This window comes from Mesorhizobium sp. M8A.F.Ca.ET.165.01.1.1 (assembly GCF_004792065.1).
Classification (GTDB): Bacteria; Pseudomonadota; Alphaproteobacteria; order Rhizobiales; family Rhizobiaceae; genus Mesorhizobium.
This window is the reverse complement of the sequence record NZ_SRTH01000002.1, coordinates 863861-889291: the sequence shown is the minus strand read 5'-3', so window position 1 is coordinate 889291 and position 25431 is coordinate 863861. Positions and strand designations below refer to the sequence as shown.

Genomic DNA, 25431 nt, shown 5'->3' with positions numbered 1-25431 from the left:
CAGTTCATTTGCACCTGTGGTGGAAAAGCACTCTTTTCATTCGATTTCTTCACCGCTAGAGCAAAGCACCAACAACTCGGCAGGGCGCAGCATGACACTCTATCGGGCCGATCCGAAACACGGCGTCGCCTGGGTCACGGGCGGCAGCAGCGGCATTGGCCGTTCGCTGGCCAGGGACCTGGCGTCACAAGGCTATGCGGTGGCGGTGACAGCGCTGGACGACGATCCGATCGACACGCTCATCGTCGAGACCGCGCAGATGCCGGGCAAGGTCGTGTCCTTTCCCTGCGACGTCACCGACGAGCCGCGCATGGCAAGAACGGTCGCCGCGATCGAGAAGGACCTCGGACCGATCGTGCTCGCCATATTCAATGCTGGAAATTACATCTCGACACCCGGCGAATCCCTCGTCGTCAAGGACTTCCGCCGCTCCTTCGAGGTCAACTATTTCGGCATCATCAATGGGCTGGTGCCTGTCGTCGAGCATATGCGGGTGCGCGCGCGCGGCCATGTCGTTCTGGTCGGCTCGGTGACCGCCTATTTTGGCTGGCCGACCACGGCCGCCTATGGCGGCACCAAGGCCGCCATCAACATCCTGGCCGAGTCGCTGAAGTATGATTTCGACAAGATGAACATCCGCGTTCAGGTGATAAATCCCGGTTTTGTCGATACGCCATTGACCGAAAAGAACATGCTGCCGATGCCGGGCCTGATGCCGGTCGGCCGCGCGACCCGCCGCATGGTGCGGGGCATCAAGTCCGGTGGCTTCGAAGTGACCTTCCCTTACCGGACGAGCTGGCCGCTGAAAATTCTTGGCATGCTGCCAAGGCCTTTATGCCGATGGGTGATCATCCTGACGACCAGCTGGAAGGCACGGCCGCTGCATTACGAGCGCAAACCGCCCAACGAATAGATGCCCACAGGATTGCTGGCATGGCTGCCTGAACGGCCGTTGCCTGTCCATGGCCACCGCCATAGGTTGAATATTGTTGCGTGGAGTCTGCGATGGGGCGACGGATCGTGCTTGCTGTGCTGGGCCTGGTCGCCATCCTTGCACTGACCTTCGTACTGGGTCCACGCGTAGCGATCGACACCACGATCCGCTTCGATCCTTCCGTCATCGGCGACGACCCACAAGCCTATGTGGCAAAAGTGGAGGCCACCGTACCCAATATCCGAGACGGGTTGGAAAAGGAGATCGTCTGGGCCAACCCGATGGTGCATGCCAAGACCCCGCTGTCGATCGTCTACATCCACGGCTTTTCCGCCTCGAAGGGCGAGGTGCGCCCGCTACCTGACGACGTGGCCGACCAGCTCGACGCCAACCTGTTCTACACCCGCCTCACCGGTCATGGCCAAGACGGCGAAGCGATGACGCAAGGCAGCGTCAATGCCTGGATCAACGACTATGAGGAGGCGATCGCCATCGGCCGGGCAATCGGCGACAAGGTGATCGTCATCTCGACGTCGACCGGCGGCTCGCTGGCGGCCTGGGCGGCGACGCAGCCCGGGGCATCCGAGGGTGTGGCGGCCATTGCATTCATCTCGCCCAATTTCGGCGTGACGGCATCCGGCGCCGAGATCCTGACCATGCCCTGGGGCAAGCAGATCGCCGAACTCGTCGCCGGCAAGGAGCGCAGCTTCGTGCCACGCAATGCGCTGCATGAGAAATTGTGGACCACCAGATATCCGATCGCCGCGACGATGCCGATGCAGGCCCTGACCGAGCTTGCCTATGGCGCGCCTATGGAGAAGGCGACCATCCCCGCCCTGTTCATCTTCTCGGATATCGACAAGGTAGTACGGCCCGACCGCACCCGCGAAATCGCCGCGCGCTGGGGCGGCGCGCATGAGCTGGTGCCCATGGAAAGCACCGGCGATCCCGACAATCATGTCATTGCCGGCGACGCGCTGTCGCCATCCACCACGGCGTTCCTGGCGCAACGGATTGCCGTCTGGATCGAAGCGGTGGCGAAATAGGCTTCAAGAAGAAGAGGGCGCCCGAAGCATTGCCTCGGCCGCCCTCTTCTTTGCTATCCGGTCAACCAGCCAACCCCAGGGATTGGAGGCGTCCGTGAGGCCTATCAAGCAGCCCGCGCTGCCGGACGCTTGCCGCCGAAGCGGCGCTTGTTGTTGCCCTTGAAGGGCTTGGCGCCTTCGGGCTTGCGCTCGCCGGCAAAGGCCGGCTTGTCGCCGAAGCGCTTCTTGCCGAAGCCGTTGTTCTGCTTCTTCTCGCCGCCCGGCCGCCGGCCGTCGCGACGGCCGTTACGGTCGCTGCGATCGTTGGCGGGTTCGAAGCGCTCGTTCTTCTCAGCCGGATTGCGTGCCGGATCGGGGCTGCCGAGATGGTCGGCAACAACAGGCAGCTTGGTGCGGATGATCCGCTCGACCTGGCGCAGCTTGCTGTTCTCCGAAGGATCGCAAAGCGTGATCGCGATGCCATCCATACCGTTGCGGCCGGTGCGGCCGATGCGGTGGACGTAGCTTTCCGCCTCATCCGGAAGGTCGAAATTCACGACATGGCTGATGCCGGGCACGTCGATGCCACGCGCCGCGATGTCGGTCGCGACCAGAATGCGCACCGAGCCGTCACGGAAGTCATTCAGCGCCTTCTGACGGGCATTCTGCGACTTGTTGCCATGGATGACGGCGGCCTTGAAGCCGTCGCGCTCGAGGTCCTTGGTCACCCGGTCCGCACCATGCTTGGTGCGCGAAAAGATGATGACGGACTTCATCGCCGCGTCAGCGAGCATCGTCGACAGAACCTGGCGCTTCTGCTTGGTGCGGGCGAAGACGACGCCCTGCACGATCTCGGCCGCCGCGGTGCTTTGCGGCGAAACTTCAATGCGGACCGGGTTCTTCAAGAGGCCCTTGGCGAGCTCCGCGATCTCGTCCGGCATGGTGGCCGAGAACAGGGCCGTCTGGCGGTCGGGCGCGGTCGCCTTGGCGATGCGTTTGACGTCATTGATGAAGCCCATGTCGAGCATGCGATCGCCCTCATCCAGCACCAGCCATTTGGTGTCCGAGAGGATGAGGTCGCCCTCGCGCACGAGGTCGGTCAAGCGGCCGGGCGTGGCGATGAGGATATCGACGCCGGGAGCAACCTTCTTCACCTGGCTGAAGCGCGAGACGCCACCCAGTACGAGTGCCGTCGAGACATGCGCGCCCTTGGCGAGGATCTTGATCGTGTCCTCGATCTGCACGGCGAGTTCACGGGTCGGCGCCAGGATCAGCGCACGGGTCGTCTTGGCGCGCCGCTTGGTGCCGAGCGCGATGATCTTCGACAGGATCGGCAGCGCGAAGGCCGCGGTCTTGCCGGAGCCGGTCTGCGCGATGCCGAAAATGTCACGGCCCTGCAGCTGCGGCGGGATCGCCTGCATCTGGATCGGCTTCGGTTCGGCGAAGCCGGCATTGTGGGTTGCCTTGAGCAGCGCACCCGTAATTCCCAGCGCCGCGAAACCGGAGAGTTCCGCGGTTTCATTGCCGGGCAAAGTGTTTTCGTTGGTCAAAATAATCTTCTTTCACGCGGCCTCTGGCCGCAAACATCAATGGCGGCAGGGCGCAACCTGCCGTCGGATAAACTGTCATGGAACGACAAGGCGGCGGACAGGATTGTCCGCGCGGCTGCGCTGTCGTGCCCGCAGGCATCATGCCACGGGGCTTTTTCGCCACTTTGTGATGTACCGGAAAGAGGGGCCGATATACCGGAAAGAGGGAAAACAGACGCAACCAGTCTCATTCGTCGAGAAGGCCGGTGAGTCCGGCCCAAGCGCCTATGCCGCTGCATATGGCTGAGTTCGCCCCGAAATGCAAGGGCTCTATGTTGCAGCGCAACAAAAACGGACCAAAAAGCCGACGCTTGCGCTCCCCGTCGGGCATCATTACCACAAACGCAGCTTCCGTTTTCTGGGGACCGAGCGATGAAGGACGTGCTGAAGGAACTCGAGCGGCGGCGCGACATCGCCCGCATGGGTGGCGGCCAGGCCCGCATCGACGCCCAGCACAAGAAGGGCAAGCTCACCGCGCGCGAACGAATCGAGGTGTTCCTCGACGAAGGCTCGTTCGAGGAGTTCGACATGTATGTCGAGCATCGCTCGACCGATTTTGGCATGGAGAAGACCAAGATCGCAGGTGATGGCGTCGTCACGGGCTGGGGTACGGTCAATGGCCGCCCGGTCTATCTCTTCGCCAAGGATTTCACAGTGTTCGGCGGCTCGCTGTCGGAAGCCCATGCCGAAAAGGTCATCAAGGTGCAGGAGATGGCGCTGCGCAACCGTGCGCCGATCATCGGCCTCTACGATGCCGGCGGGGCGCGCATCCAGGAAGGCGTGGCGGCACTCGGCGGCTATGCCGAAATCTTCCAGCGCAACGTGCTCGCTTCGGGCGTCATACCGCAGATCTCCGTCATCATGGGCCCTTGTGCCGGCGGTGACGTCTATTCGCCGGCCATGACCGATTTCATCTTCATGGTGCGCGACACTTCCTACATGTTCGTCACCGGGCCGGACGTGGTGAAGACCGTGACCAACGAGACGGTGACAGCCGAGAGCCTCGGCGGTGCTTCCGTTCACACGACGAAATCCTCGATCGCCGATGGCGCCTATGACAATGACGTCGAAGCACTCCTGCAGATGCGCCGGCTGATCGACCTGCTACCGGCTTCCAACACATCAGAGATTCCCGAGATCGAATGCTACCAGTCGGTCACCGATCATGACATGTCGCTCGACCGGCTGATTCCCGACAATGCCAACAAGCCCTATGACATCAGGGAATTGATCCTGAAGGTCGCCGACGAGGGCGATTTCTTCGAGATCCAGCAGAGCTTTGCGAAGAACATCGTCACCGGTTTCGGCCGGGTCGAGGGCCGCACGGTCGGCTTTGTCGCCAACCAGCCAATGGTGCTGGCGGGCGTGCTCGATTCCGACGCCAGCCGCAAGGCGGCACGCTTCGTGCGCTTCTGCGACTGTTTTTCAATCCCGATCGTCACCTTCGTCGATGTTCCCGGTTTTCTGCCGGGTACCGCGCAGGAGTATGGCGGCCTGATCAAGCATGGCGCCAAGCTGCTCTTCGCCTATGCCGAGGCGACCGTGCCGAAGATCACCGTCATCACCCGCAAAGCCTATGGCGGCGCCTATGACGTGATGGCGTCAAAACATCTGCGCGGCGACATGAACTATGCCTGGCCGACGGCGCAGATCGCCGTCATGGGAGCGAGAGGCGCGGTCGAGATCATCTACCGCAAGGACATCGGCGATGGCGAAAAAATCGCTGCCCATACAAAGGCCTACGAGGACCGCTTCCTGTCGCCTTTCGTGGCCGCCGAGCGCGGCTATGTCGACGAGGTGATCATGCCGCACTCGACCCGCCGCCGTATCGCCCGGGCGCTTCGCATGCTGCGCAACAAGGACATGCAGAACCCGTGGAAGAAGCACGACAACATTCCGCTGTGAACTGGTGTCGCGAGCATCGCGGTTGATCAGCGCCCGCCTCCGGCAGCCACCAGGTCGCACAGCACCGGCACCATAGCCAGCGGCAAATCCTCGGCGATCAGTCCCGGCCCGAACCGGCTGCCGGCCTCGGCATGGATCCAGACCGCCGCGCAGGCCGCTTCGAACGCCGGCATGCCCTGGGCAAGCAGTCCGGCCGCGATGCCCGACAACACATCGCCCGACCCCGCTGTGGCAAGCCAGGCCGCGCCGTTGGAATTGATCGCCGCCCTGTCATCCGGAGCGGCGATCACCGTATCGGCGCCCTTGTAGACGATGACGGCATTGGCATTCGCGGCGGCCGCGCGTGCCTTGTCCAGCTTCGAGGAGGCATTGTCACCGGCGATACCGGGAAACAGCCTGGCGAACTCCCCTTCATGCGGCGTCATCACCAGCGCGGGCGCGTCCGGCTCGCGGGCTGCCTCGAACAAGACATCCGGCGCCTCGCGAAACGACGTGATCGCGTCGGCGTCGAAGACCAGGCCGTCAATTCCGGTGGAGGCGCCCGCCGGCTGACCCGAAGCGAGCAGCGCGAGCGCGAACGCCTTGGTTTTTTCACCGACGCCAAAGCCAGGTCCGAGAACAAGGGCCGATGGCCGGCGCTCCCCGACAAATGCTTCAATGTCGGCAATATCGTCGGTCCTGCGCAGCATGATCGAAGTCAGGTGCGCGGCGTTGACCTGCATGGCGTTGCCCGGCGACAGAACCGTCACCGCCCCTGCTCCGCTTCGGGCAGCGGCAAGCGCCGAGAGCCGCGCCGCGCCGGTGGCGTTGGGTCCACCGGAACAGACGCCGACATGGCCGCGCCTGTATTTGTGCGCGTCGACGGCCGGCACCGGCAAACCGCGTAACCAAAGCGCTGGTCCATTCTCGAATGTCCGGGGCTGGAGCCTTGCAATGATGTCATCGCCGATGCCGATATCGGCAAGCACGATCTCGCCGCATCGTTCCCGCCCCGGCAGGAGCAGATGGCCGGGCTTCTTGCGCGCGAAGGTCACGGTAAGGTCGGCTGAAAACGATGTGCCGAGCACCTTGCCGCTGTCACCGGAGACGCCGGAAGGCAGGTCGACCGCGACGACCGGCAGATGCAGGTCGCTCACGAGATCGACCGCCCTGGCGGCCTCGCCGGACAACGGCTTGGACAGCCCTGCCCCGTAAAGCGCATCGACCACGATCGAGCCGGGTCCGGCATCAAAGTCCGAGAGCGGCCTGGGCTTGATTGGGCATTCCGCAGCGGCGAGTGCCGCGTCGCTATCCGGCCTTGGCGGACCATGCGCCCAGACCGTGGTGGCGACGCCGCTGCTGGCAAGCACCTGGGCAATGACATAACCGTCGCCGCCATTGTTGCCCGGGCCGCACAACACATGGACGTGCGCCGCCGCGGGATAGCGTCTGAGCACTTGCGCCGCGACGGCTTGCCCGGCACGGCGCATCAAGCCAATGCCGTCGGTTGGACCTGCTGCAATAGTCAGCCGATCCGCTTCGCCCATCTCGGCGGAAGTAAGAAGTTCGTGGCTCATGGATTGCCGATCCGCATTCGATCAAGCATTGTCCAGTTTTCGGCTCGACGCAAACGGGGAGGAGTAGCGCTGTCATGGTCACGTCGATCGGCGCAAGGATCGCAGGCACCAAACTGCCCACAAGATGAGCGCTTTGCCCAGATATTGGGCAGACACGCACAGTGGCGCCGGATAGGCTGTTGCCATTCATGCCGCTTCCAATGCAGCGAATGACGCGAATTTACATCTGGGGGTGACATGGCTTTGAAATCGTATGACACCGCTTCTGTTCCCTCCGACTGGCACAGTTCGTGCTTGATGGAGGCGCAAGCGGGGGCTCACAACCCGTTTTTTTGGCAGTGGAGGCCACTTTTTACATGAAAAAGATCGAAGCGATCATCAAGCCATTCAAGCTGGACGAAGTGAAGGAAGCGCTTCAGGAGGCCGGACTGCAAGGCATTACCGTGACCGAGGCCAAGGGTTTCGGACGCCAGAAGGGTCACACAGAACTCTACCGCGGCGCCGAATATGTCGTCGACTTCCTGCCCAAGGTGAAGATCGAGGTCGTGCTCGGCGACGATGCCGTGGAAGGCGCGATCGAGGCCATCCGCAAGGCGGCCCAGACCGGCCGTATCGGCGACGGCAAGATCTTCGTCTCCAATATCGAGGAAGTCGTGCGCATCCGCACCGGCGAAACCGGCATGGACGCGGTTTGATCCGACCCGGCCATCCTCTAAGAAACGTCATCCATCAAAAAACGTCAGCACACAGGGATACATGACATGACGACAGCCAAAGACATCATGAAGCAGATCAAGGACAACGACGTGAAATTCGTCGACCTGCGCTTCACCGACCCGAAGGGCAAGCTGCAGCACGTGACGATGGATGTCGTCGAGGTCGAGGAAGACATGTTCGCCGACGGTGTCATGTTCGACGGCTCCTCGATCGCCGGCTGGAAGGCCATCAACGAGTCCGACATGGTGTTGATGCCCGATCCGGACACGGTCCACATGGACCCGTTCTTCGCGCAGTCGACCATGGTTATCCTGTGCGACATCCTCGACCCGGTCTCGGGCGAATCCTACAACCGCGATCCGCGCGGCACGGCCAAGAAGGCCGAGGCCTACATGAAGGCGGAAGGCATCGGCGACACCATCTATGTCGGCCCGGAAGCCGAGTTCTTCGTGTTCGACGACGTCAAGTACAAGGCCGATCCCTACAACACCGGCTTCAAGCTCGATTCGACCGAACTGCCGTCGAACGACGACACCGACTACGAAACCGGCAACCTCGGTCACCGGCCGCGCATCAAGGGCGGCTATTTCCCGGTGCCGCCGATCGATTCGGCGCAGGACATGCGTTCCGAAATGCTGACGGTGCTGGCCGAAATGGGCGTGCGCGTCGAAAAGCATCACCACGAGGTGGCCGCCGCCCAGCACGAGCTCGGCATCAAGTTCGACACGCTGGTCCGCAACGCCGACAAGATGCTGATCTACAAGTATGTCGTGCACCAGGTCGCCAACGCCTATGGCAAGACGGCCACCTTCATGCCGAAGCCGATCTTCGGCGACAACGGGTCGGGCATGCACGTCCACCAGTCGATTTGGAAGGGCGGCAAGCCGACCTTCGCCGGCAATGAATATGCCGGTCTGTCGGAGAGCTGCCTGTTCTATATCGGCGGCATCATCAAGCATGCCAAGGCGATCAATGCCTTCACCAACCCGCTGACCAACTCCTACAAGCGTCTGGTGCCTGGCTACGAAGCGCCGGTGCTGCTCGCCTATTCGGCGCGCAACCGCTCGGCGTCCTGCCGCATCCCATTCGGCTCGTCGCCAAAGGCCAAGCGCGTCGAGGTCCGCTTCCCGGATCCGGGCGCGAACCCCTATCTCGCTTTCGCCGCCATGCTGATGGCCGGCCTCGACGGCATCAAGAACAAGATCCATCCGGGACAGCCAATGGACAAGGATCTCTACGACCTGCCACCGAAGGAGCTGAAGAAGATCCCGACCGTCTGCGGCTCGCTGCGTGAAGCGCTGCAAAGCCTCGACAAGGATCGCGGCTTCCTGAAAGCCGGCGGCGTCTTCGACGACGACCAGATCGATAGCTACATCGAACTGAAAATGGCGGAAGTGATGCGCTTCGAAATGACCCCGCATCCGGTCGAATACGACATGTACTATTCGGTCTAGGATTCCGTTCGGATAATGTTTCAAAGCCCTTGAAGGATTTCCCCCTTCAAGGGCTTTTTGCTGATCCAAAGGGCTCTGTCGATGGATTGTTTGCAGACAGCCACGCACGATGGTCAACTTGCTTAGGTTTTGAAGGACGGATCGCAGCTGGAGCTGCCGGGCCTCGCGGCGGCCGCCGGCGAAAGACCTCAGGTCACGGGCGGCAGGACCCAGCCAGTGCCCATTCGAGCAAGTAGCCGTAGCCTTTCGAGCGCAATCGAACGCCAGGAGCGAGCGGCGCACTGCCTCAGGCTGCAATGCCCGCTCGTCCGGCGCCCCCGCCAATGCAGTCGTTCACGAAACCCCCGCCCCGTTCGAACAGCATCGCTTGGCGTAACCCGTAGCCGTGAATACGCATGCCGCGGCGTCATATGTCAACGCCACGGAGGTATGGCACCAACTGGCGATTTCCTTGCATGAACAGTGGCTTATACAGGGGTTCGTTGGTGTACGGACGAGCCGGAAACAGGCAGTTTTCCGGGCTTTTTCACCAAATACAGAAACGCAAGCCATCGATGAAGGGTATGGCATGCCGGCCAAAAGCCTCCTCATTCGCTGAAGCTGACCCGACCTTTTCAGCCTGACTTTTTTTGGGTGTATTCAAGTCGCAGCCGTTCGATCGGTTTTGATGGACGTTCAGCGCCTGTTCCGCCCACTCGCTGCTAACGTGGCATCCCGGAGCGAGTCTCTCCGGAATGGACGGGCCGCCACAAAAGAGAACCCCGGCGACGGCCGGGGTTCTCGCAAGGACAGAGCGTCGGAGGGTAACGCCTATCCAGCAAGCTCGTCAGGACCGTGCAGGTTCCAGTCCGTTCGCCTGGCCAGGATCAGCAGATAGTAGATTGCCGCCACTGCCATGATCAGCAGCGTCGCGATCAGGCTCGGGCGCCCGAAAGCGGCATCGAGCAGGTTCTGGTAGGCGACATAGACCAGCGCCACAAAGGCAAGGACGGCCGGCACCGGGAACAGCGGCATGCGGTAGTGTCCGCCAGCCGTGGTGCCATTGCGGCGGCCGGCAAACACCGCCACGCACAAAAGCGCGTAGATCACCACCAGCGACGTGCCGCTGACCACCAGCAGCAGATTGAGATCGATGAAGCAGGCGAGCGCAGCCAGCACCGCCACGACGATGGTGGCGATCCAGGGCGATGCGTAGCTGCCATGGACCGAGGCGACGGCGGCGTTGATTGGGCCGAACCAGGTCTTGTCGCGGCCGGAGCTGAACAGCAGCCTGGCGGCCTGCAGGATGATGGCGATGACGGCGTTGAAGATGGCAACGACGATGGCAAGGCTGATCAGAACCGTCAGCGCATGGCCGCCGCGCGCTTCCAGAAAATACTCGATCTTCTGGGGTGCCGCGAGCAGGCCGGGAAGATCCGGAGACCCCAGCAACACCGCCGTCAGCGGAATGAGTTCGGCCGCGACGGTAATCACCAATGCCCAGAGCACCACCTTGCCGATGTTGCGCCTGGCATCCTGTGTCTCCTCGCCGAAATAAGCGGCCGCGCCATAGCCGTTATAGGCAAACAGCGAAACAGCGGTTGATGCCAGGATGATGCCGGCCGAGGCCGGAACAAGCGTGTTCGTGGTGGCGTCGAGCAATTGCGGCGAGGTGAACAGGCTGGAGAGCGGTCGTTCGACATGAGCAAAGCCGAGACCGGTCAGGATCAGCAGCGCCAGCATCTCAATGCCGAGGAAAATTCCGGTGACGAAGGCATTGAGCTTGATGCGCATCGCCGCGACCGTGCCGGCCAGCCCGATCGTCACCACGCCGACCCATTGCGGACTGAGGTTGGGGATGAGCACGCCGAGATAGGTGCCGACACCAAGCGCGATGACGGCGACGATCAGCACGATCGAGACAAACACCAGCACCAGCGTGACGAAGCCCCAGAAGCGGCCGAGCGTGCGGCCGATCATGGTGTATTCGCCGCCGGCCATCGGATAGGCCGATGAGAGTTCGGCATACACGAAGGCCATGAACAGCCCGATGACCGCGGCAATGACAAAACTGAGGAATGAACCGGTGCCGGCCAGCGCGATGACGCCCGGCACGATGATGAACACCGAGGATGCCGGCGTCACTGCCGATAGCACGATCATCAGCGTGCCGAGCGCATTCAACGCCCGATCCAGTCCCTTGGCGGCGGGCGCGGCCTTGGCAGTTGACCCTGTCGTTGCTTCGTTTGTAGACATCTTCCTCCCCTTTTTTTAATAGGATAAAAATTTTCCTCCGAGGGGAGCCTAGCGATGGAGTCAGATATCGTCAATTAATATGGTGCATTGGTGCTTGCGAAATTTCATGAGACTGTTTTAAACTGAATCAAATTCAGGAAACGAAGATGGGACGACCCAAAACCCAGGCCGATCGTCGCCTCACGCTCGTCGCGGCAGCGGAATCGATGATCGCCAAGCGCGGCCTTGCCGGCGTCACGTTGCGCGACGTCGCCAATGAGGCAGGGATGAGTTCGAGCGCCCTGCTCTATTATTATCCTGGCCTGAAGGACCTGCTGGACGATGTGCAACGCAAGGCCGTCGAGCGGTTCTGCACCATACGCGCGGCGTCGGTTGCCGAGATCGCCGATCCGCGGCTGCGGCTGAAAACGATGATCGAAAGCGGACTGCCGACGGACGCGGACGACCAGCTCTGCCGGCTGCTGCTCGAACTTGGCGCCTATTCGCGCTCGGATGCGAGCTACGCGGCCCGCCACATCACTTTGTTCGAGCGGCAGGTGTCGATCTATGTCGGCATACTGGAGGCGGGCGCCGCCACCGGCATCTTTAAACTACGGGCGACCAGCGAGACGATCGCGCGCAGCCTGGTCGTGCTCGAGGATGGCCTGGGGCTGCATCTCGTCAATATCGTGCCCGCGGTCGATCAACCTTCGGCGATGGCGATCCTGACCAGCTATGCCGAGCTTGCGACGGGCTGCAGCCTTCGCTGAGCCAGAATATCAATCAACGGAGCGGAACCCCAGCATGGACCAACTGCCGACCCATACCACCACGCCAGCCGGCAAGGCCCGCGCCCGGGCGCTCGCCATTCCCTTGCAGGGCACGCCCGGCCCCGCCAATGCCATCACCGATGTCGGAGGCGTCCTGGTCGGCTACTCCACGATCATCAAGGGCGAAGGCAAGCTCGCGCTCGGACAGGGACCGGTGCGCACCGGCGTGACGGCGATACTGCCGTTCGGCCACGACGGTGTCGGCGTGGCCTGCGCCGCCGGCTATCACTCCTTCAACGGCAATGGCGAAATGACCGGCGCCTCGTGGATAGAGGAAGCCGGTAGCATCAGCCTGCCGATCCTGATCACCAACACCCATGCGGTCGGCCCCTGTCATCGCGGCATCATCGACTGGGTCGCGCGCCACAAGCCCGACGTCGCCGATCAGTGGCTGCTGCCGGTGGTGGCCGAAACCTGGGATGGCTATCTCAACGATATCAACGGCTCGCATGTCACGGTCGACCATGCGATCGCGGCGATCGACAATGCGACAAGCGGGCACATCGAGGAAGGCTCGGTCGGCGGCGGCACGGGCATGAACTGCTACGCTTTCAAGGGCGGCTCGGGCACGGCTTCAAGGGTCGTCGACTACGGTCATCGCTCCTACACGGTCGGCGTCTTCCTGCAAGCCAATTTCGGCTCGCGCCGGGAACTCACCATTGCCGGCGCGCCGCTCGGCAACGAACTGGCCGACGACAACCCGATGGAGGCCTATTTCAGCGGCGGCCCGACGGGCGCCGGCTCCTGCATCGGCATCGTCGCCACAGATGCGCCGCTGCTGCCTGGCCAGTGCAAGGCGCTGGCCAGGCGCGTGCCGCTCGGTCTCGCACGGACAGGCACCACCGGCTCGCATTTCTCCGGCGATATCTTTCTCGCTTTCTCGACCGCCAACCGCGACGCCCTCAACGGCCGCTTCCCGCGGGGACCGGCGACCGAACACAGCTATGGGCACATGGATTTCATCCCGTGGGGTCGCATGGATGATTTCTACGCAGCCGTCGTGCAAGCAGCCGAAGAGGCGGTGCTCAACGCGCTTGTCGCCAACAGCGACATGATCGGCCGCGACGGCAATAGGACCCCGGCCCTGCCGCATGCCAAGGTGGTGACGGCGCTGAACGCGCGTGGGGTCATGGCTGATCGACAATAACGAAGGCCAATCCGGCAAACTGCTTGACAAAAAAAAGCCCGGGCGTTTTCAGCCCGGGCCTTTTCCATAATGAGCATCCGTTCGCGGCGCCGAGTTGCATGCGCCGCAAAGAGGATCAGGCGGCGGCCGAAACCTCTGCGCTGGCCGGCACCGAAGCGATCGTCTTCAGGATCTGCGAGGCGATCTGGTAGGGGTCGCCCTGCGAGTTCGGACGGCGGTCTTCCAGATAGCCCTTGTAGTCGTTCTTGACGAACGAATGCGGGACGCGGATCGACGCGCCGCGATCGGCGATGCCATAGCTGAACCTGTTCCACGGCGCGGTCTCATGCTTGCCGGTCAAACGCTTGTCGTTGTCCGGGCCGTAGACGGCGATGTGGTCCATCAGATTCTTGTCGAAAGCCGCCATCAGCGCTTCGAAATAGGCCTTGCCGCCGACTTCACGCATATAGGCGGTCGAGAAATTGGCATGCATGCCCGAGCCGTTCCAGTCGGTGTCGCCGAGCGGCTTGCAATGGTATTCGATGTCGATGCCGTACTTCTCGGTCAGGCGCTGCATCAGATAGCGGGCCATCCACATCTGGTCGGCGGCCTTTTTGGAACCCTTGCCGAAAATCTGGAATTCCCACTGGCCCTTGGCCACTTCGGCGTTGATGCCTTCGTGGTTGATGCCGGCCGCGAGGCAGAGATCAAGATGTTCCTCGACGATCTGGCGCGCAACGGAGCCGACATTCGAATAGCCGACGCCGGTATAGTACGGACCCTGCGGTGCGGGATAGCCACTCTCGGGGAAGCCGAGCGGACGGCCGTCCTTGTAGAAGAAATACTCCTGCTCGAAGCCGAACCAGGCGCCTTCGTCGTCGAGGATGGTGGCGCGCTTGTTGGAAGCGTGCGGCGTAACGCCATCGGGCATCATGACTTCGCACATGACGAGCGCGCCGTTGGTGCGGGCCGGATCCGGGTAGACCGCGACCGGCTTCAGCACGCAGTCGGAGCTATGCCCTTCGGCCTGCTGCGTCGATGACCCGTCGAAGCCCCACAGCGGCAGCTGCTCGAGCGTCGGGAACTCGGCGAATTCCTTGATCTGCGTCTTGCCGCGAAGATTGGGGACCGGGGTGTATCCATCGAGCCAGATATACTCGAGCTTGTATTTGGTCATTCTAGAGCCTCTCGTTGCTTGGACACCGCAAGCAGGCGATGTCGATGCATGGCCGAAACAGGCCGGCCTGCCGATGATTAAAAAGCAATTCGTATGCCACTCGGCCTCCGACGGGTGCGGCAAAATGGTCATGCCAAGGCTTTGATTTTGCTGAGCCGTCCCAGCAATGCGTGCAGATCGCCCAAGCCGCAATACTGCTTAAATCATAGGCAAACCATGATCTTTTCGTAGGCATATTGCCTAAATGACTCGCAGAACCTATTTTGATGAGAACTGAATCGACGAGCTTCTGAAAAACAAGGGAGACCGGCAATGCAAGTCACGCAATCGCGTCCGTCGGCGAAAATCCTGATGTTCCCGCTGGCAGCGCGCAGGCCTGCCTTAAATTTAGGCGCCAAGGCCAAATTCGCGGCAGAGCTTGCCGCGCTTCGCGGCGAGCACGCCGATTTCGATGGCTGGTACCACGAGGCCGCCGTCGAGGAAGAAAACCCGCAACGGAAAAGCTGAAGCCGCTCCACGTCGATCTCGCATGAAAAAGCCCGGCGCGATCGCTCGCGCCGGGCTTTTCGTTCGTAAGAGCCTATCGACTACTCCTTGGCGTGCAGGTCGGTTCCCAGCGTATCCTTGACGAAGATCATGCCGATGATCAGCGTCATCGCCGCGATGACCACCGGGTACCAAAGGCCATAGTAGATGTCGCCCTTGTAGGCGCTGAGCGCGAACACCGTCGCCGGCAGCAGGCCGCCGAACCAGCCATTGCCGATGTGGTAAGGCAATGACATGCCGGTGTAGCGGATGCGAGTCGGGAACATCTCGACAAGGATCGCCGCGATCGGCCCATAAACCATGGTCACGAACAGCACCAGGATGAACAGGATACCGATTGTCATCGGCCAGTTCACCGCCGCCGGGTCGGCGAACATGGCAAAGGCACCGCCGTCCGGTATGTTGTAGACGGTGACCTCGGGTGCGCCCGCGGCCTCATCGGCGGTCAAGAGCTTGTCCTTGACCGCCTGATCGGTCGGCACCGCTGCCTTCTCGCCGCCGCGGATCGCGGCTGCGTCGAGCTTGAGTTCAGGATTGGCTGCGATGAAGGCATCGAGTTTCTGGTCCGCAACCTTAATTGCCGCACGCTTCAGCGGATAACCGCTGTCCCGCAGGGACATGTTGACGGCCTTGACGAAGACCGCGTCCTTGGCCTTGGCCTGATCGCCGGCCGCGACCGCATCGTAGGACGGCACCGTCTCTGTACCAATCTTGACTGACGCAGCCGTCCCGGCCGCCGCCGTCGACACCACATCGTACGGAACCGAGTTCTTGGTCAGGAACGAAGTCGCGATGTCGCAGGATGTCGTGAACTTAGCCGTGCCGACCGGATTGAACTGGAACCTGCAGTCGCCGGGTGCCGCCGTCACCGTTGCCCGGGTGCTCTGCTGTGCCTTGGCGAGCGCCGGATTGGCGGCCCAGGTCAACGCCTTGAACAGCGGGAAGGTGCAGACGATGGCCAGCGCAAGGCCAGCCATGATGATCGGCTTGCGGCCGATCTTGTCGGACAGCCAGCCGAACACGACAAAGAAGATCGAGCCGAGCGCCAGCGCGATGGCGATCATGATGTTGACCGACTGCGCGTCGACTTTCAGCACGTTCTGCAGGAAGAACAGCGCGTAGAACTGGCCGTTGTACCAGACGACGGCCTGACCGGCGGTGAGGCCGAGCAGCGCCAGGAGCGCGATCTTGGCGTTCTTCCACTGACCAAAGGCTTCCGAGAGCGGCGCCTTGGAGCCCTTGCCTTCCTCCTTCATCTTCTGGAAGGTCGGGGACTCCGACAGAGACAACCGGATCCAGATAGAAACGGCGAGCAGCAGGAAAGAGACGATGAAAGGAATGCGCCAGCCCCAGGCGGCGTAGGTCTCCTTGCTCAGCGATCCCTGCACGATCAGGATGATGATCAGCGACAGGAACAGGCCTAGTGTCGCGGTCGTCTGGATCCATGAGGTGTAGAAGCCGCGGCGGTCATCGGGCGCGTGCTCGGCGACGTAGGTGGCCGCACCACCATATTCGCCGCCCAGCGCCAAGCCCTGCAGCATGCGCAGGGCGATCAGGATCACCGGAGCCGCGATGCCCAAGGTCGCATAGCCGGGCAGCAGGCCGACCAGGAAGGTCGAGAGACCCATGATCGTCATGGTGACCAGGAATGTGTATTTGCGGCCGACGAGGTCGCCGATGCGACCGAACAGCAGCGCGCCGAACGGGCGCACCAGGAAGCCCGCGGCAAAGGCAAGCAGCGCGAAGATGTTGCGCGTTGCCTCGGGAATGGTCGGGCTGAAAAAGGTCGAGCCGATGAAAGCCGCCAGCGAGCCGTAGAGATAGAAATCGTACCATTCGAAAACGGTGCCGAGAGACGAAGCGAAGATGACTTTCTTCTCCTCTCGCGTCATGCCGCGGCTCGTTCCGCCGGCGGTCGATGCCATTGCCATTGAGTTATCCTCCCGTGAGACCCAGTCCTCGATGCCGTGCGCCAACGTCCGCGTTCTCCTCGGAACGCGGACTCACAAGACGCAGCCAACACAGGAAAAATGGCAGAAAGCGCCGGGGAAAGGCACCGCGACGATGGGATTATGACTTTCGTATTAGGTGCAGTGCGAAGGCGGAGCGAAGCGCTCAGGCCTGCAGCGCTTCGAGCAGGCTGACGGCGGCCATCATATCTCGTTTGCGCGCGGTGCGGCGCGCGACGGCTTCGGCGTCCTGTCCCCACTGCGCGATCTGCCAGTCTTCGTCGACATGGCCGGCGGCCCAGGCTTCCTCGCCGTCGAGCTCGCCGAAATCGACCGCCAGCGCCAGCAGTGCCGAGCCGGTCAGCGACGTCATGACATGAATGGCGGCAAGGCGCAGCGGTTGGGCGCGCTGCGCCAGATGGCTGCCCAGCACGGCAATGGTCTCGCGCGGCTGCTCGACATGGATGATGCCCTCGGCAAGGTTGAAGCGAACCCCGAGCGAAGCGCGCGCCCAGTCGATGACGGGATCCCACTGCTCGTTCTGCCGCTCGACCAGCCCTTGTGGGGCGTCGGCGCGATAGCAGAGCAGGTCCGACGAGGCGAAACGCAGAATGTCTTCCAGCACCGCCTGCGGATCGCTGGCCACGCCATCGATGGCGGTGTTGACCAGCCGCATCACCGGCATCATCACCGGATTGATCGTCTCGCCCTGTTCCGCGAACTCGTCGGCAACCAGCGCCGCGGCCGCCTCGGTCGGCAGCGCCAGCAACGCCTTGCCCGGGGTGCGCACCGGCCTGCCGTCGAGTTGCACGGCAAAGCCAGCTTCCACCGGCACGACCGAAACCTCCTTGTAGAAGCGCTTGGGCAGCGGCGTCTTCATCTGGATCTGGGCGCGACGCACCGGATCCGGATCGGAAAGATACTTGCCCGCTTCGAGGTCGTTGAGGATATCGCGCATGAAAATCTCTTTCACACCGGCGTCAGCTTGCGCGCCGGCCGGTTGACGATGATCAGGCCCGCCGCGATGAGACCAAGTGCCAGGAAGATGCGAATGGTCAGCGGCTCATTCAAGAACATCGAGCCGCATAAAACACCGAAAACCGGCGAGAGGAAGGTGAAGCTCGACAGGCCGGAGGCCGGATAGCGGCGCAGCAGCCAGAACCACAGCACGTAGGTGAAGGCGACGATATAGATCGCCTGGAAAAGCAGCGCCAATGTCGGCAGCAAGGCTGGATCGCGAACCGGCGGGCCTGCGAGAGGCATCACCAACACGCCAACGACCGCCGCGCCGGCGAGTTGATAGAGCAGCAGCTTCTCCGCGGTTGCCTCGACCAGTTTCGATCGCTTGATGAGGATGTTGGTCAGAGCCCAGAAAAACCCGGAACCAAGGCTCAGGAGATCGCCGAACAGCATGTCTCCGCTACCGCCAAGCTTGTCGGAAAAAACGGTGGCGAGACCCGCAAAGGCCAACAGCAGGCCAAGGAACTTGCGCGTGCTGATCCGTTCGCCGAGCAGGAAGTGGCCGCCGATCAGCATCCAGAACGGCATCGAGTTGACCAGCAGCGTATTTCGGGCAACGGTCGTATGCTCCAGGCCGACATAGAGGCAAAGGAACTCGACGCCGAAAAGCACGCCGACCGCGATGCCGGCCAGCAATGTCCCATCCCTGGCGAACAGCGCAATGCCGCGCCATCGGCACCAGAGGAAAACGCAGAAACCACCAATGACCGAACGCGCGATCGACAGGAAGACCGGGTCGTAGCCGGCATAGGAGATTTTGGCGGCGACGTAGTTCAGCCCCCAGGAAAAGGTCAGGCCGACCATGATGGCGGCGGCGGCCATATCGACAGCGTCGCGCCGATCAAGCGCGTCGGTGGCGCCGCTCACGGTCAATCCTCCGCGCTGGCGTCGTCGAAGCCGATCAGGTTCCAGCTTTGGCGCATGTGCGGCGGCATCGGCGCGGTGACATCGATGACGCCCTTGTCCGGGTGCGGAATAATGATGCGGCGCGCGTGCAGGTGCAGGCGGTTTTGAATGCCGCCGGGAAAATCCCAGTTGGTGTCGGCTTCGAAGTATTTCGGGTCGCCGATGATCGGACAGCCGATATAGGCGGCGTGGACGCGGAGCTGGTGCGTGCGGCCCGTATAAGGCTCCATCTCCAGCCAGGTCATGGTCTGCGCCGCCTGCTCGATGATGCGGTAATAGGACACGGCGTGGTCGGCGCCCTTTTCGCCATGCGCGGCGATGCGCACGCGGTCGCCGTCCGGCGTCGCCTCCTTGATCAGCCAAGTCGAGATCTTGTCCTCGCGCTTGGGCGGCACGCCCTTGACCAGCGCCCAGTAGGTCTTCTTGGTTTCCCGTGCCCGGAACGCCTCGGAGAGCTTCATGGCGGCCAGCCTGGTACGGGCGACGACCAGCACGCCCGACGTATCGCGGTCGAGCCGATGCACCAGCCGCGGCTTCTCGCCCTTCTGGTTGCGCCAGGCTTCCAGCATGTCGTCGACATTGCGCGTGACGCCGGAGCCGCCCTGAACGGCGAGGCCCGCCGGCTTGTTGAAGACGAAGACCTTCGGATCCTCATGGATCAGCATCTTGGCGAGCACATCGGCGTCACCCTGGTTGCGGATCGAGTGGCCTGTGAGCGCGCTCTCGCCCTTCTTGTCCACCTCGAGCGGCGGCACACGCACCATCTGGCCCGGCTCCACACGGGTGTCGGCCTTGACCCGACCGCCATCGACGCGGATCTGGCCGGAGCGCAGCAGCTTCTGCAGATGGCCGAAGCCAAGACCCGGGAAATGGGTCTTGAACCAGCGATCGAGTCGCATGCCCGCCTCGCCGGCCTCCACCGTGATCTGTTCAACGCCTGCCATGTCTTTTTCGCTTATCCGTTTCCCGAGCAGGGCTCTTGGCCTGCGTTTGGCGCGGCAATAGCACTAATGCACGCCGCCCAAAACCACAAAGCACGCCATCGCGTGCTTTATGGCAGGCTTCTTGCGAGCCAAAGTCCCAGAAACAGCGCAGTGATCGCACCAATGACGCTTGCAAGCGCGTAACCAAGCGCAGGTAGCGTGGCTCCCCGCTCCCACAGCGTCGCGAAATCGAGGGAAAAGGCGGAAAAGGTGGTGAAGCCGCCAAGGATGCCGGTGGCGACGAATAGCCTGAGCTCGTTCGATCCGCCGCGGCGCGCCAGAATGGCGATGAACAGCCCCATAGCAAAGGAGCCGATGATGTTGATCGCCATCGTGCCCCAGGGATAGTTGGGGCCGACGAGGCGCAGCGCGCCCATACTGGTCAAATGGCGGATGCCGGCACCGATGCCACCGCCGACAGCAACAAGAAGCAGATTGAACATAGCCGTTACTGCCCCTGAGAGGGCGCCGGCGTCAATCCCTTGGGCTCGGTCAGCGCCAGATCCGCCTGTCGTGGTTCACCAGACAGGCGTTGTCCAGTCCGGATATTTCTTCCTGAATTCGCCGTACAGCGCATTGAGTTCCTGCTGCGTGACCGGGCGCATCTGCTCATAGAGATAGCCGGTAACGCCGCCGGACAATTGGTACTGCGCAATGCGCTTGTACGCGGCACCGATGCCTTGCCCGTCAAGAATATATTGGTTCGGAAGCGTGACGCAAATCTGCGCGCTCGGTTGCAGATGAGTAACCGGCGGGTCGGTCACGATCACAAATCTGGATTTCAATGCGTCCGGCCGAAACCGATCACGACTATCCACCTGGCAAATCCAGCCGATATGGGGAACGAGGTCCCGATCCATCCCGAACAACAGCGCGTCGCTCATGACTGCCCCCGAGGCAAAAACCGAAAAGCGATCCTGTGGCCCCATTCTGCCGGCCAGATCATCGATCATGCGCCTGTATTCGGGGAGATTATCGAGATGGAGCGGGAGCGTGGCCTCCCGCGCAAAAAAGAAATCGACCGGAGACAGGAGCTGACGACCTGTCGGGAAAAATGTGCCCAGGAAAGCGAGCCCAGCGGCAACCGCCATGCCTGCGGTCCACCATCGCGATTTCAGCGCCGGCACGGAAACGATCGCGACAATGGCTTGGGCGTATGCAGGGAAAAGCCAAAGGAACATCGGCAGTGAATGATGGGGTTCCGGATCCTGCGTCCGGGTGAAAATCAAAAATGTCAGCAGCGAGGCGATGGCGCAGAACAGGGAGAACCTGTTGCGGCGGGCAATGGAGATGTAAAGCCCGGCAATGATCAGCAGCCAATTCACATAGCTGAGCCGGCTCCCCATTTCACCGAGTTCAGTGCCAAAGGTCGTCTTGTATCCGCTGTAGAGGTCGCCGTAGCTCGTTCCCAGAATTCTGGCGATCAGCGGCAGCTGGAAGTTCAATGCGGTTGCGGTGACAACGAAGATCGCACACAGGCCACCCCCAGCCGTAGCGCGGAATGCCGGAAGATCCCGATCCCTTGCGATCTGCAGCAGGCCCAGGAACGCCGCGGAAAGGGTGACCCCGATAGCAGCGTAGGCGTACCAGCGCCGCAGCATGAAGGCCAACCATAGGCTGGCGCCGACCGATATTCCGCTCGCCACCGGTTCGCGGGTCAGGAATTTTGACTTCCACAGGACATAGGTTGCCGCGGTGAGAGCGAGACAACCGGCAACATCAGGCATTCCACGCAGTGTCGGCGCCCAGAACGGCGTGTAGAGCAAGGCCGCGATCCAAACGGCTGGCCAGCCGCGAGAAGGTGCCTCGGAGACCGCCTCGAGATAACTTATCCTGCCTATGAAAAAAACCGCTGGAACCAGGTAGACCGAGACTATTCCAGCGACGAAGGAAAGCCTCGAACCACCGAAGACGATGTGAAAGGGCATCAACGGCACCAGGATAGCCACACCATAATCCTGCGTGGCAATAGAAGTACCCACCTGGTTCAGCCAGTTGAAGGGATCCTCGACCAGGAGCGCGCCCTGCTGGTTGAACACATTGAAATAAGCAGCGTAGTCCCAATAGTAGACCGGTTCTTCAAGATTTATGTACGCGGCGCTGATGGCAATGCCTAGCATCACGGTGCATATGTAGGTTCCCGCCCAGACTCCGAAGGCTTTGTGCTTTGACACTTGGATCCGCCAAGGAAGGAAGAGACAGAACTGCCGAGGGCAGAATCGAGATACCCTGACGCAGCCGGAGCCGTGCGGGCAAATGCGAATCCTGCGACATAGGTCATATAATGAATTGGCGACGGCCCAAAGAGGCCGAGGTCTGAACCGACGTAACGCTAAAGCTGCCCGTCTTGTCAGAGCATGGCTTGTCAGAGCATTGCCTGGCGGTGCTCAAACCAATGCAGGAGCGCCGGCAGCGGCTCTTGGTTTGACGCAATTCGCGACGGAAAGCCGTCTGCGTTTCCTGGAACTGCCCTAACGCATTCAGGATGCTGCCGGCAGAGCCGGCAGCATCGATGGATCTTCAACTCAGGTGGTTTCGACCTTCTTCGGCTTTGTGGAGCCAATCATCTTCCAGTTCTTGTAGAACATCGAATTGATGCGCTCGACGCTCACCGAGACGATGGCGAGAAGCCCCGCGATGAGGCCCGGGAATGGCGACGGCCTGACAATGTCCATGAACACGCAGTAGCGGCGGCCGTCATATTCGTTGACCGAACGATGCAGCAGCGTGTCGTCGAAAATGTAGAGCGGATTGTCATGCCAGTAGTTCCTGGCGTTGTTGCACTCGACGAAAACCTCCGCCTTTACCGGCAGCAGATTGTAGAGAATGCGCAGGCTGAGCCGCAGCGGCCCGAAATGCCAGGAGGTCGATTCCTTGCCCCTGAAGACCGAAACGGCAATGGTCTTGATGTATTTGAAATCCTTGTTGAATTCAGCGACGTTGTCGATCCGGTGCTTGCCGTACCATTGATAGACATACATGCCACGCCGGCCGGTGCCGAAATTGGCGTCGATGTCGGCGATGATCTCGTCCTTGCGCGCCTTGAAGACATCAAGGACCTCGTTGACCTCACGCTGATAGTCGGCGGGAAACTGCTCCAGCTTCCACACGCCCGGATTTCTGTAGCACAGAAGATCGACCAGCAGGTTGAAGGGTGAGAGCAACCAGGTGAAGAGCCCGTTGCCAAGGAAGTAGCCGCTGAACAGCGCCAGATCCTTCCTGCTGTTGCGCAGTACGTCGATCAGGCCACAGACGATGAAGATCGTCGTCAGCATCGGGATGAAATAGAAGCCAAGGGCGAGAAGCGGGATGGCAATGGCGAATTTGCGAAGGGATTTGCGAAGGGTTTTTGTCATTTTTCCACGCGCGACGCGCGATCCTGTTGCGAATGAGGTGCCCAAATCATGGCAACGGCCACCGCCCGACCGTGCGCCTTGATAAGGTTTTTTGGGTCACCGCACAACGGCCATGGTATCCGGCCGGGCTGGCTGCCTGGTGGAGCATGCCGGGCTGTCAATGCACCGCCGGCAAGCCAAGCTCGTTCCATCTATCCCTGGCCACGGGATCGCCGACCAGAAACTCAAAGCCGATGACGCTTTCGCCGTCCTGCGCGAGTTGGCATTTGAACTTCAGGCCGTACCAGTTTTTACCGCTGCGAAAAGCCGCACCATCGGCGGCGATCGTCGTGCCGGTGATCTTTTCCTCGGCGGTTGCATAGGGCACCACCCGCTCCGGCTGGAAATCCGCGCGCCATTGGCGGATCTGATCCATGGCCTCCAGATTGCAAAGCTGCACCATGCGCTCGTCGGACGCGAAGGTCTCGAGATCGGCGCGGGCCTGCTTGCTGCGCGGATCGGCGAGCGTCTTGGCCGACAGCATCCGCGTCGGGTGAATCATGGCCGGCGCGACGGGAGACCGGGGAGCGCTTGGCGTCGGCGCAGGGGCCGCGGGTATGGGCGCGCCGGGCGCCTCGGCGGGCGGTGAAGGGGGTCTTGTCGAAGCCTCGAACTGCTGTGGCGTCAGGATGGCGACCGACACGCGCTCCTCCTCCTCACGCCGGTTCGGGGGGTTCTGCAGTGGTATCAACATAACCGTGGCGGCGAGCAGCGCGTGCAGGAGAACCGAAGTGGAAATCCCCCAGGGCGAGGCCTCGTTTCGCACCGCCAAGGCCACCGGACTCCGCAAACCGGCTATTCCCGCTCTTTGCGCAGCTTTGCCCAGTAGTCGAGCCGCTTCCTGATATCGCGCTCGAAACCACGTTCGGGCGGATCGTAGAAGGTCTGTCGACCCATTTTTTCGGGAAAATAGTCCTGGCCTGAAAAGGCGTCCGGCTCATCATGGTCGTAACGGTAGCCGGCGCCGTAATCCTCCTCTTTCATCAGCTTGGTCGGCGCGTTGAGGATATGCTTGGGCGGCAGCAGCGAGCCATGTTCCTTCGCGGCCCGCGTGGCTGCCTTGAAGGCCGTATAGACGGCGTTGGATTTCGGCGCGGTGGCGAGATAGACGGTGGCCTCGGCGAAAGCGAGCTCGCCCTCGGGAGAGCCGAGATAGTCATAGGCATCCTTGGCGGCGTTGGCGACGACCAGTGCCTGCGGATCGGCCAGCCCGATGTCCTCCATCGCCATACGCACCAGCCGGCGGCCAAGATAGAGCGGATCCTCGCCGGCATCGAACATGCGCGCCAGATAGTAGAGCGCGGCATCCGGATCCGAGCCGCGCACCGACTTGTGCAGCGCCGAGATCAGATTGTAATGGCCATCCTGGCCCTTGTCGTAGATTGGCGCACGGCGCTGGACGATGCGCTGCAGCCCTTCGGGATCGAATATCTCGCCAGGCTTGGCTGCACGCCAGACTTCCTCGGCCAATGTCAGCGATGCGCGTCCGTCGCCATCGCTCATGCGGATCAGCATCGCCCGCGCCTCGTCATCGAGCGGCAGCGCCCTACCCTCCGTCTCCTCCGCCCTTATCATCAGCTTGGCGATGCTGTCTTCGCCGAGCGAATGAAAGACCATGACCCGCGCGCGCGACAACAAGGCCGCGTTGAGTTCGAAGGATGGGTTTTCGGTGGTGGCGCCGACCAGGACCACCGTCCCGTCCTCCATGACGGGGAGGAAAGAGTCCTGCTGGGCACGGTTGAAGCGGTGAATCTCGTCGACGAAAAGCAGCGTCTGGCGCCCGTTGGCGCGGCGCAGCTTGGCCGCCTCGAACACTTTCTTCAGATCGGCGACGCCGGAAAACACGGCCGATATCTGCTCGAACGCAAGACTGGTTTCGCCGGCAAGCAGCCTTGCCACCGTGGTCTTGCCGGTGCCGGGCGGACCCCAGAAGATCATCGACCCCAGCGAACCGGAACCGATCAGCCGGGTCAGCGCGCCATCGGGACCCGTCAGATGCTCCTGGCCGACGACCTCGCCAAGGTTTTTCGGCCGCAGCCTGTCGGCCAGCGGCCGCCCGGGCGGCACCTTTTCCGGTTCATCGACACTGAACAGATCGGCCATGC

The 25431-nt window shown here is 62.0% G+C and carries 21 protein-coding genes; 8 read left to right on the top strand and 13 right to left on the bottom strand.

Going from position 1 to position 25431, the window contains the following annotated elements:
* The first annotated feature begins 91 nt into the window (after window positions 1-91).
* Both EN808_RS09100 and EN808_RS09095 read left to right on the top strand, forming a co-directional pair.
* The gene (locus tag EN808_RS09100; protein WP_127280474.1) at window positions 92-913 is read left to right on the top strand and encodes an SDR family oxidoreductase; all 822 of its coding nucleotides are present in this window, start codon (window positions 92-94) and stop codon (window positions 911-913) included.
* A gap of 92 nt (window positions 914-1005) precedes the next feature.
* The gene (locus tag EN808_RS09095; protein ID WP_127869349.1) at window positions 1006-1980 is read left to right on the top strand and encodes an alpha/beta fold hydrolase; all 975 of its coding nucleotides are present in this window, start codon (window positions 1006-1008) and stop codon (window positions 1978-1980) included.
* Window positions 1981-2084: 104 nt separating this feature from the next.
* On the opposite strand, the gene EN808_RS09090 is transcribed toward EN808_RS09095, so the two are convergent.
* Window positions 2085-3509, bottom strand: coding sequence for a DEAD/DEAH box helicase (locus tag EN808_RS09090; protein WP_135867747.1), 1425 nt, complete (start codon window positions 3507-3509; stop codon window positions 2085-2087).
* A 411-nt stretch (window positions 3510-3920) separates the two neighbouring features.
* Between EN808_RS09090 and EN808_RS09085 the strand changes: the two genes are divergently transcribed.
* A complete protein-coding gene (locus tag EN808_RS09085) occupies window positions 3921-5453 on the top strand; it encodes an acyl-CoA carboxylase subunit beta (protein WP_127869351.1) in 1533 nt (510 codons plus the stop codon).
* 26 nt (window positions 5454-5479) lie between these two features.
* Here the strand turns inward: EN808_RS09085 and EN808_RS09080 are convergent, their stop codons facing one another.
* A complete protein-coding gene (locus tag EN808_RS09080) occupies window positions 5480-7009 on the bottom strand; it encodes an NAD(P)H-hydrate dehydratase (RefSeq protein ID WP_135915591.1) in 1530 nt (509 codons plus the stop codon).
* A gap of 356 nt (window positions 7010-7365) precedes the next feature.
* Here EN808_RS09080 and EN808_RS09075 point away from each other — a divergent pair, with 356 nt between their 5' ends.
* Complete coding sequence (locus EN808_RS09075; protein WP_006205430.1) at window positions 7366-7704, top strand: P-II family nitrogen regulator; 339 nt, start codon at window positions 7366-7368, stop codon at window positions 7702-7704.
* Window positions 7705-7770: 66 nt separating this feature from the next.
* The gene (gene glnA / locus EN808_RS09070) at window positions 7771-9180 is read left to right on the top strand and encodes a type I glutamate--ammonia ligase (protein ID WP_127279623.1); all 1410 of its coding nucleotides are present in this window, start codon (window positions 7771-7773) and stop codon (window positions 9178-9180) included.
* An 810-nt stretch (window positions 9181-9990) separates the two neighbouring features.
* Here glnA and EN808_RS09065 read toward each other — a convergent pair.
* Complete coding sequence (locus EN808_RS09065) at window positions 9991-11415, bottom strand: APC family permease (protein ID WP_135915590.1); 1425 nt, start codon at window positions 11413-11415, stop codon at window positions 9991-9993.
* A 146-nt stretch (window positions 11416-11561) separates the two neighbouring features.
* On the opposite strand from EN808_RS09065, the gene EN808_RS09060 reads away from it, so the two are divergent.
* A complete protein-coding gene (locus EN808_RS09060) occupies window positions 11562-12164 on the top strand; it encodes a TetR/AcrR family transcriptional regulator (RefSeq protein ID WP_135915589.1) in 603 nt (200 codons plus the stop codon).
* A gap of 34 nt (window positions 12165-12198) precedes the next feature.
* Window positions 12199-13371 carry a P1 family peptidase gene (locus EN808_RS09055; protein WP_135915588.1) on the top strand — a complete coding sequence of 391 codons (1173 nt, stop codon included), beginning with the start codon at window positions 12199-12201 and terminating at the stop codon, window positions 13369-13371.
* A 115-nt stretch (window positions 13372-13486) separates the two neighbouring features.
* Here the strand turns inward: EN808_RS09055 and EN808_RS09050 are convergent, their stop codons facing one another.
* Window positions 13487-14527, bottom strand: a complete 1041-nt coding sequence (locus tag EN808_RS09050) for a glutamine synthetase beta-grasp domain-containing protein (protein WP_135915587.1) — start codon at window positions 14525-14527, stop codon at window positions 13487-13489.
* 312 nt (window positions 14528-14839) lie between these two features.
* On the opposite strand from EN808_RS09050, the gene EN808_RS09045 reads away from it, so the two are divergent.
* On the top strand, window positions 14840-15034 hold the full coding sequence (locus tag EN808_RS09045) for a DUF2735 domain-containing protein (RefSeq protein ID WP_127280109.1): 195 nt from the start codon (window positions 14840-14842) through the stop codon (window positions 15032-15034).
* Window positions 15035-15114: 80 nt separating this feature from the next.
* On the opposite strand, the gene EN808_RS09040 is transcribed toward EN808_RS09045, so the two are convergent.
* From EN808_RS09040 to EN808_RS09000, 9 genes are all read right to left on the bottom strand, one after another.
* The gene (locus EN808_RS09040) at window positions 15115-17004 is read right to left on the bottom strand and encodes an MFS transporter (RefSeq protein WP_135915586.1); all 1890 of its coding nucleotides are present in this window, start codon (window positions 17002-17004) and stop codon (window positions 15115-15117) included.
* Window positions 17005-17188: 184 nt separating this feature from the next.
* Window positions 17189-17980: an ATP12 family chaperone protein gene (locus tag EN808_RS09035; RefSeq protein ID WP_135915585.1), complete on the bottom strand. Its 792-nt coding sequence runs from the start codon at window positions 17978-17980 to the stop codon at window positions 17189-17191.
* A gap of 11 nt (window positions 17981-17991) precedes the next feature.
* A complete protein-coding gene (locus EN808_RS09030; protein ID WP_189524082.1) occupies window positions 17992-18864 on the bottom strand; it encodes a DMT family transporter in 873 nt (290 codons plus the stop codon).
* A gap of 47 nt (window positions 18865-18911) precedes the next feature.
* The gene (locus EN808_RS09025; RefSeq protein WP_135880295.1) at window positions 18912-19892 is read right to left on the bottom strand and encodes an RluA family pseudouridine synthase; all 981 of its coding nucleotides are present in this window, start codon (window positions 19890-19892) and stop codon (window positions 18912-18914) included.
* Between the two features lie 107 nt (window positions 19893-19999).
* Window positions 20000-20374 carry a fluoride efflux transporter CrcB gene (gene crcB / locus EN808_RS09020; protein ID WP_127869361.1) on the bottom strand — a complete coding sequence of 125 codons (375 nt, stop codon included), beginning with the start codon at window positions 20372-20374 and terminating at the stop codon, window positions 20000-20002.
* Between the two features lie 75 nt (window positions 20375-20449).
* The gene (locus EN808_RS09015) at window positions 20450-22105 is read right to left on the bottom strand and encodes a hypothetical protein (RefSeq protein ID WP_135915583.1); all 1656 of its coding nucleotides are present in this window, start codon (window positions 22103-22105) and stop codon (window positions 20450-20452) included.
* Window positions 22106-22456: 351 nt separating this feature from the next.
* Window positions 22457-23287 carry an aspartyl/asparaginyl beta-hydroxylase domain-containing protein gene (locus tag EN808_RS09010; protein WP_127869363.1) on the bottom strand — a complete coding sequence of 277 codons (831 nt, stop codon included), beginning with the start codon at window positions 23285-23287 and terminating at the stop codon, window positions 22457-22459.
* 157 nt (window positions 23288-23444) lie between these two features.
* Window positions 23445-24092 (bottom strand): DUF930 domain-containing protein, encoded by a 648-nt coding sequence (locus EN808_RS36950; protein ID WP_245525051.1) that lies wholly within the window; start codon window positions 24090-24092, stop codon window positions 23445-23447.
* A gap of 29 nt (window positions 24093-24121) precedes the next feature.
* On the bottom strand, window positions 24122-25429 hold the full coding sequence (locus EN808_RS09000) for a replication-associated recombination protein A (RefSeq protein ID WP_127279756.1): 1308 nt from the start codon (window positions 25427-25429) through the stop codon (window positions 24122-24124).
* Window positions 25430-25431: the final 2 nt, after the last annotated feature.

Excerpts from the sequence above, each read along its gene's own strand:
- EN808_RS09100 (WP_127280474.1), top strand. The coding sequence starts at position 92 with ATGACACTCTATCGGGCCGATCCGAAACACGGCGTCGCCTGGGTCACG.
- EN808_RS09095 (WP_127869349.1), top strand. The coding sequence starts at position 1,006 with ATGGGGCGACGGATCGTGCTTGCTGTGCTGGGCCTGGTCGCCATCCTT.
- EN808_RS09085 (WP_127869351.1), top strand. The coding sequence starts at position 3,921 with ATGAAGGACGTGCTGAAGGAACTCGAGCGGCGGCGCGACATCGCCCGC.
- EN808_RS09080 (WP_135915591.1), bottom strand. The coding sequence starts at position 7,009 with ATGAGCCACGAACTTCTTACTTCCGCCGAGATGGGCGAAGCGGATCGG.
- EN808_RS09075 (WP_006205430.1), top strand. The coding sequence starts at position 7,366 with ATGAAAAAGATCGAAGCGATCATCAAGCCATTCAAGCTGGACGAAGTG.
- glnA (WP_127279623.1), top strand. The coding sequence starts at position 7,771 with ATGACGACAGCCAAAGACATCATGAAGCAGATCAAGGACAACGACGTG.
- EN808_RS09065 (WP_135915590.1), bottom strand. The coding sequence starts at position 11,415 with ATGTCTACAAACGAAGCAACGACAGGGTCAACTGCCAAGGCCGCGCCC.
- EN808_RS09060 (WP_135915589.1), top strand. The coding sequence starts at position 11,562 with ATGGGACGACCCAAAACCCAGGCCGATCGTCGCCTCACGCTCGTCGCG.
- EN808_RS09055 (WP_135915588.1), top strand. The coding sequence starts at position 12,199 with ATGGACCAACTGCCGACCCATACCACCACGCCAGCCGGCAAGGCCCGC.
- EN808_RS09050 (WP_135915587.1), bottom strand. The coding sequence starts at position 14,527 with ATGACCAAATACAAGCTCGAGTATATCTGGCTCGATGGATACACCCCG.
- EN808_RS09045 (WP_127280109.1), top strand. The coding sequence starts at position 14,840 with ATGCAAGTCACGCAATCGCGTCCGTCGGCGAAAATCCTGATGTTCCCG.
- EN808_RS09040 (WP_135915586.1), bottom strand. The coding sequence starts at position 17,004 with ATGGCAATGGCATCGACCGCCGGCGGAACGAGCCGCGGCATGACGCGA.
- EN808_RS09035 (WP_135915585.1), bottom strand. The coding sequence starts at position 17,980 with ATGCGCGATATCCTCAACGACCTCGAAGCGGGCAAGTATCTTTCCGAT.
- EN808_RS09030 (WP_189524082.1), bottom strand. The coding sequence starts at position 18,864 with ATGGCCGCCGCCGCCATCATGGTCGGCCTGACCTTTTCCTGGGGGCTG.
- EN808_RS09025 (WP_135880295.1), bottom strand. The coding sequence starts at position 19,892 with ATGGCAGGCGTTGAACAGATCACGGTGGAGGCCGGCGAGGCGGGCATG.
- crcB (WP_127869361.1), bottom strand. The coding sequence starts at position 20,374 with ATGTTCAATCTGCTTCTTGTTGCTGTCGGCGGTGGCATCGGTGCCGGC.
- EN808_RS09010 (WP_127869363.1), bottom strand. The coding sequence starts at position 23,287 with ATGACAAAAACCCTTCGCAAATCCCTTCGCAAATTCGCCATTGCCATC.
- EN808_RS09000 (WP_127279756.1), bottom strand. The coding sequence starts at position 25,429 with ATGGCCGATCTGTTCAGTGTCGATGAACCGGAAAAGGTGCCGCCCGGG.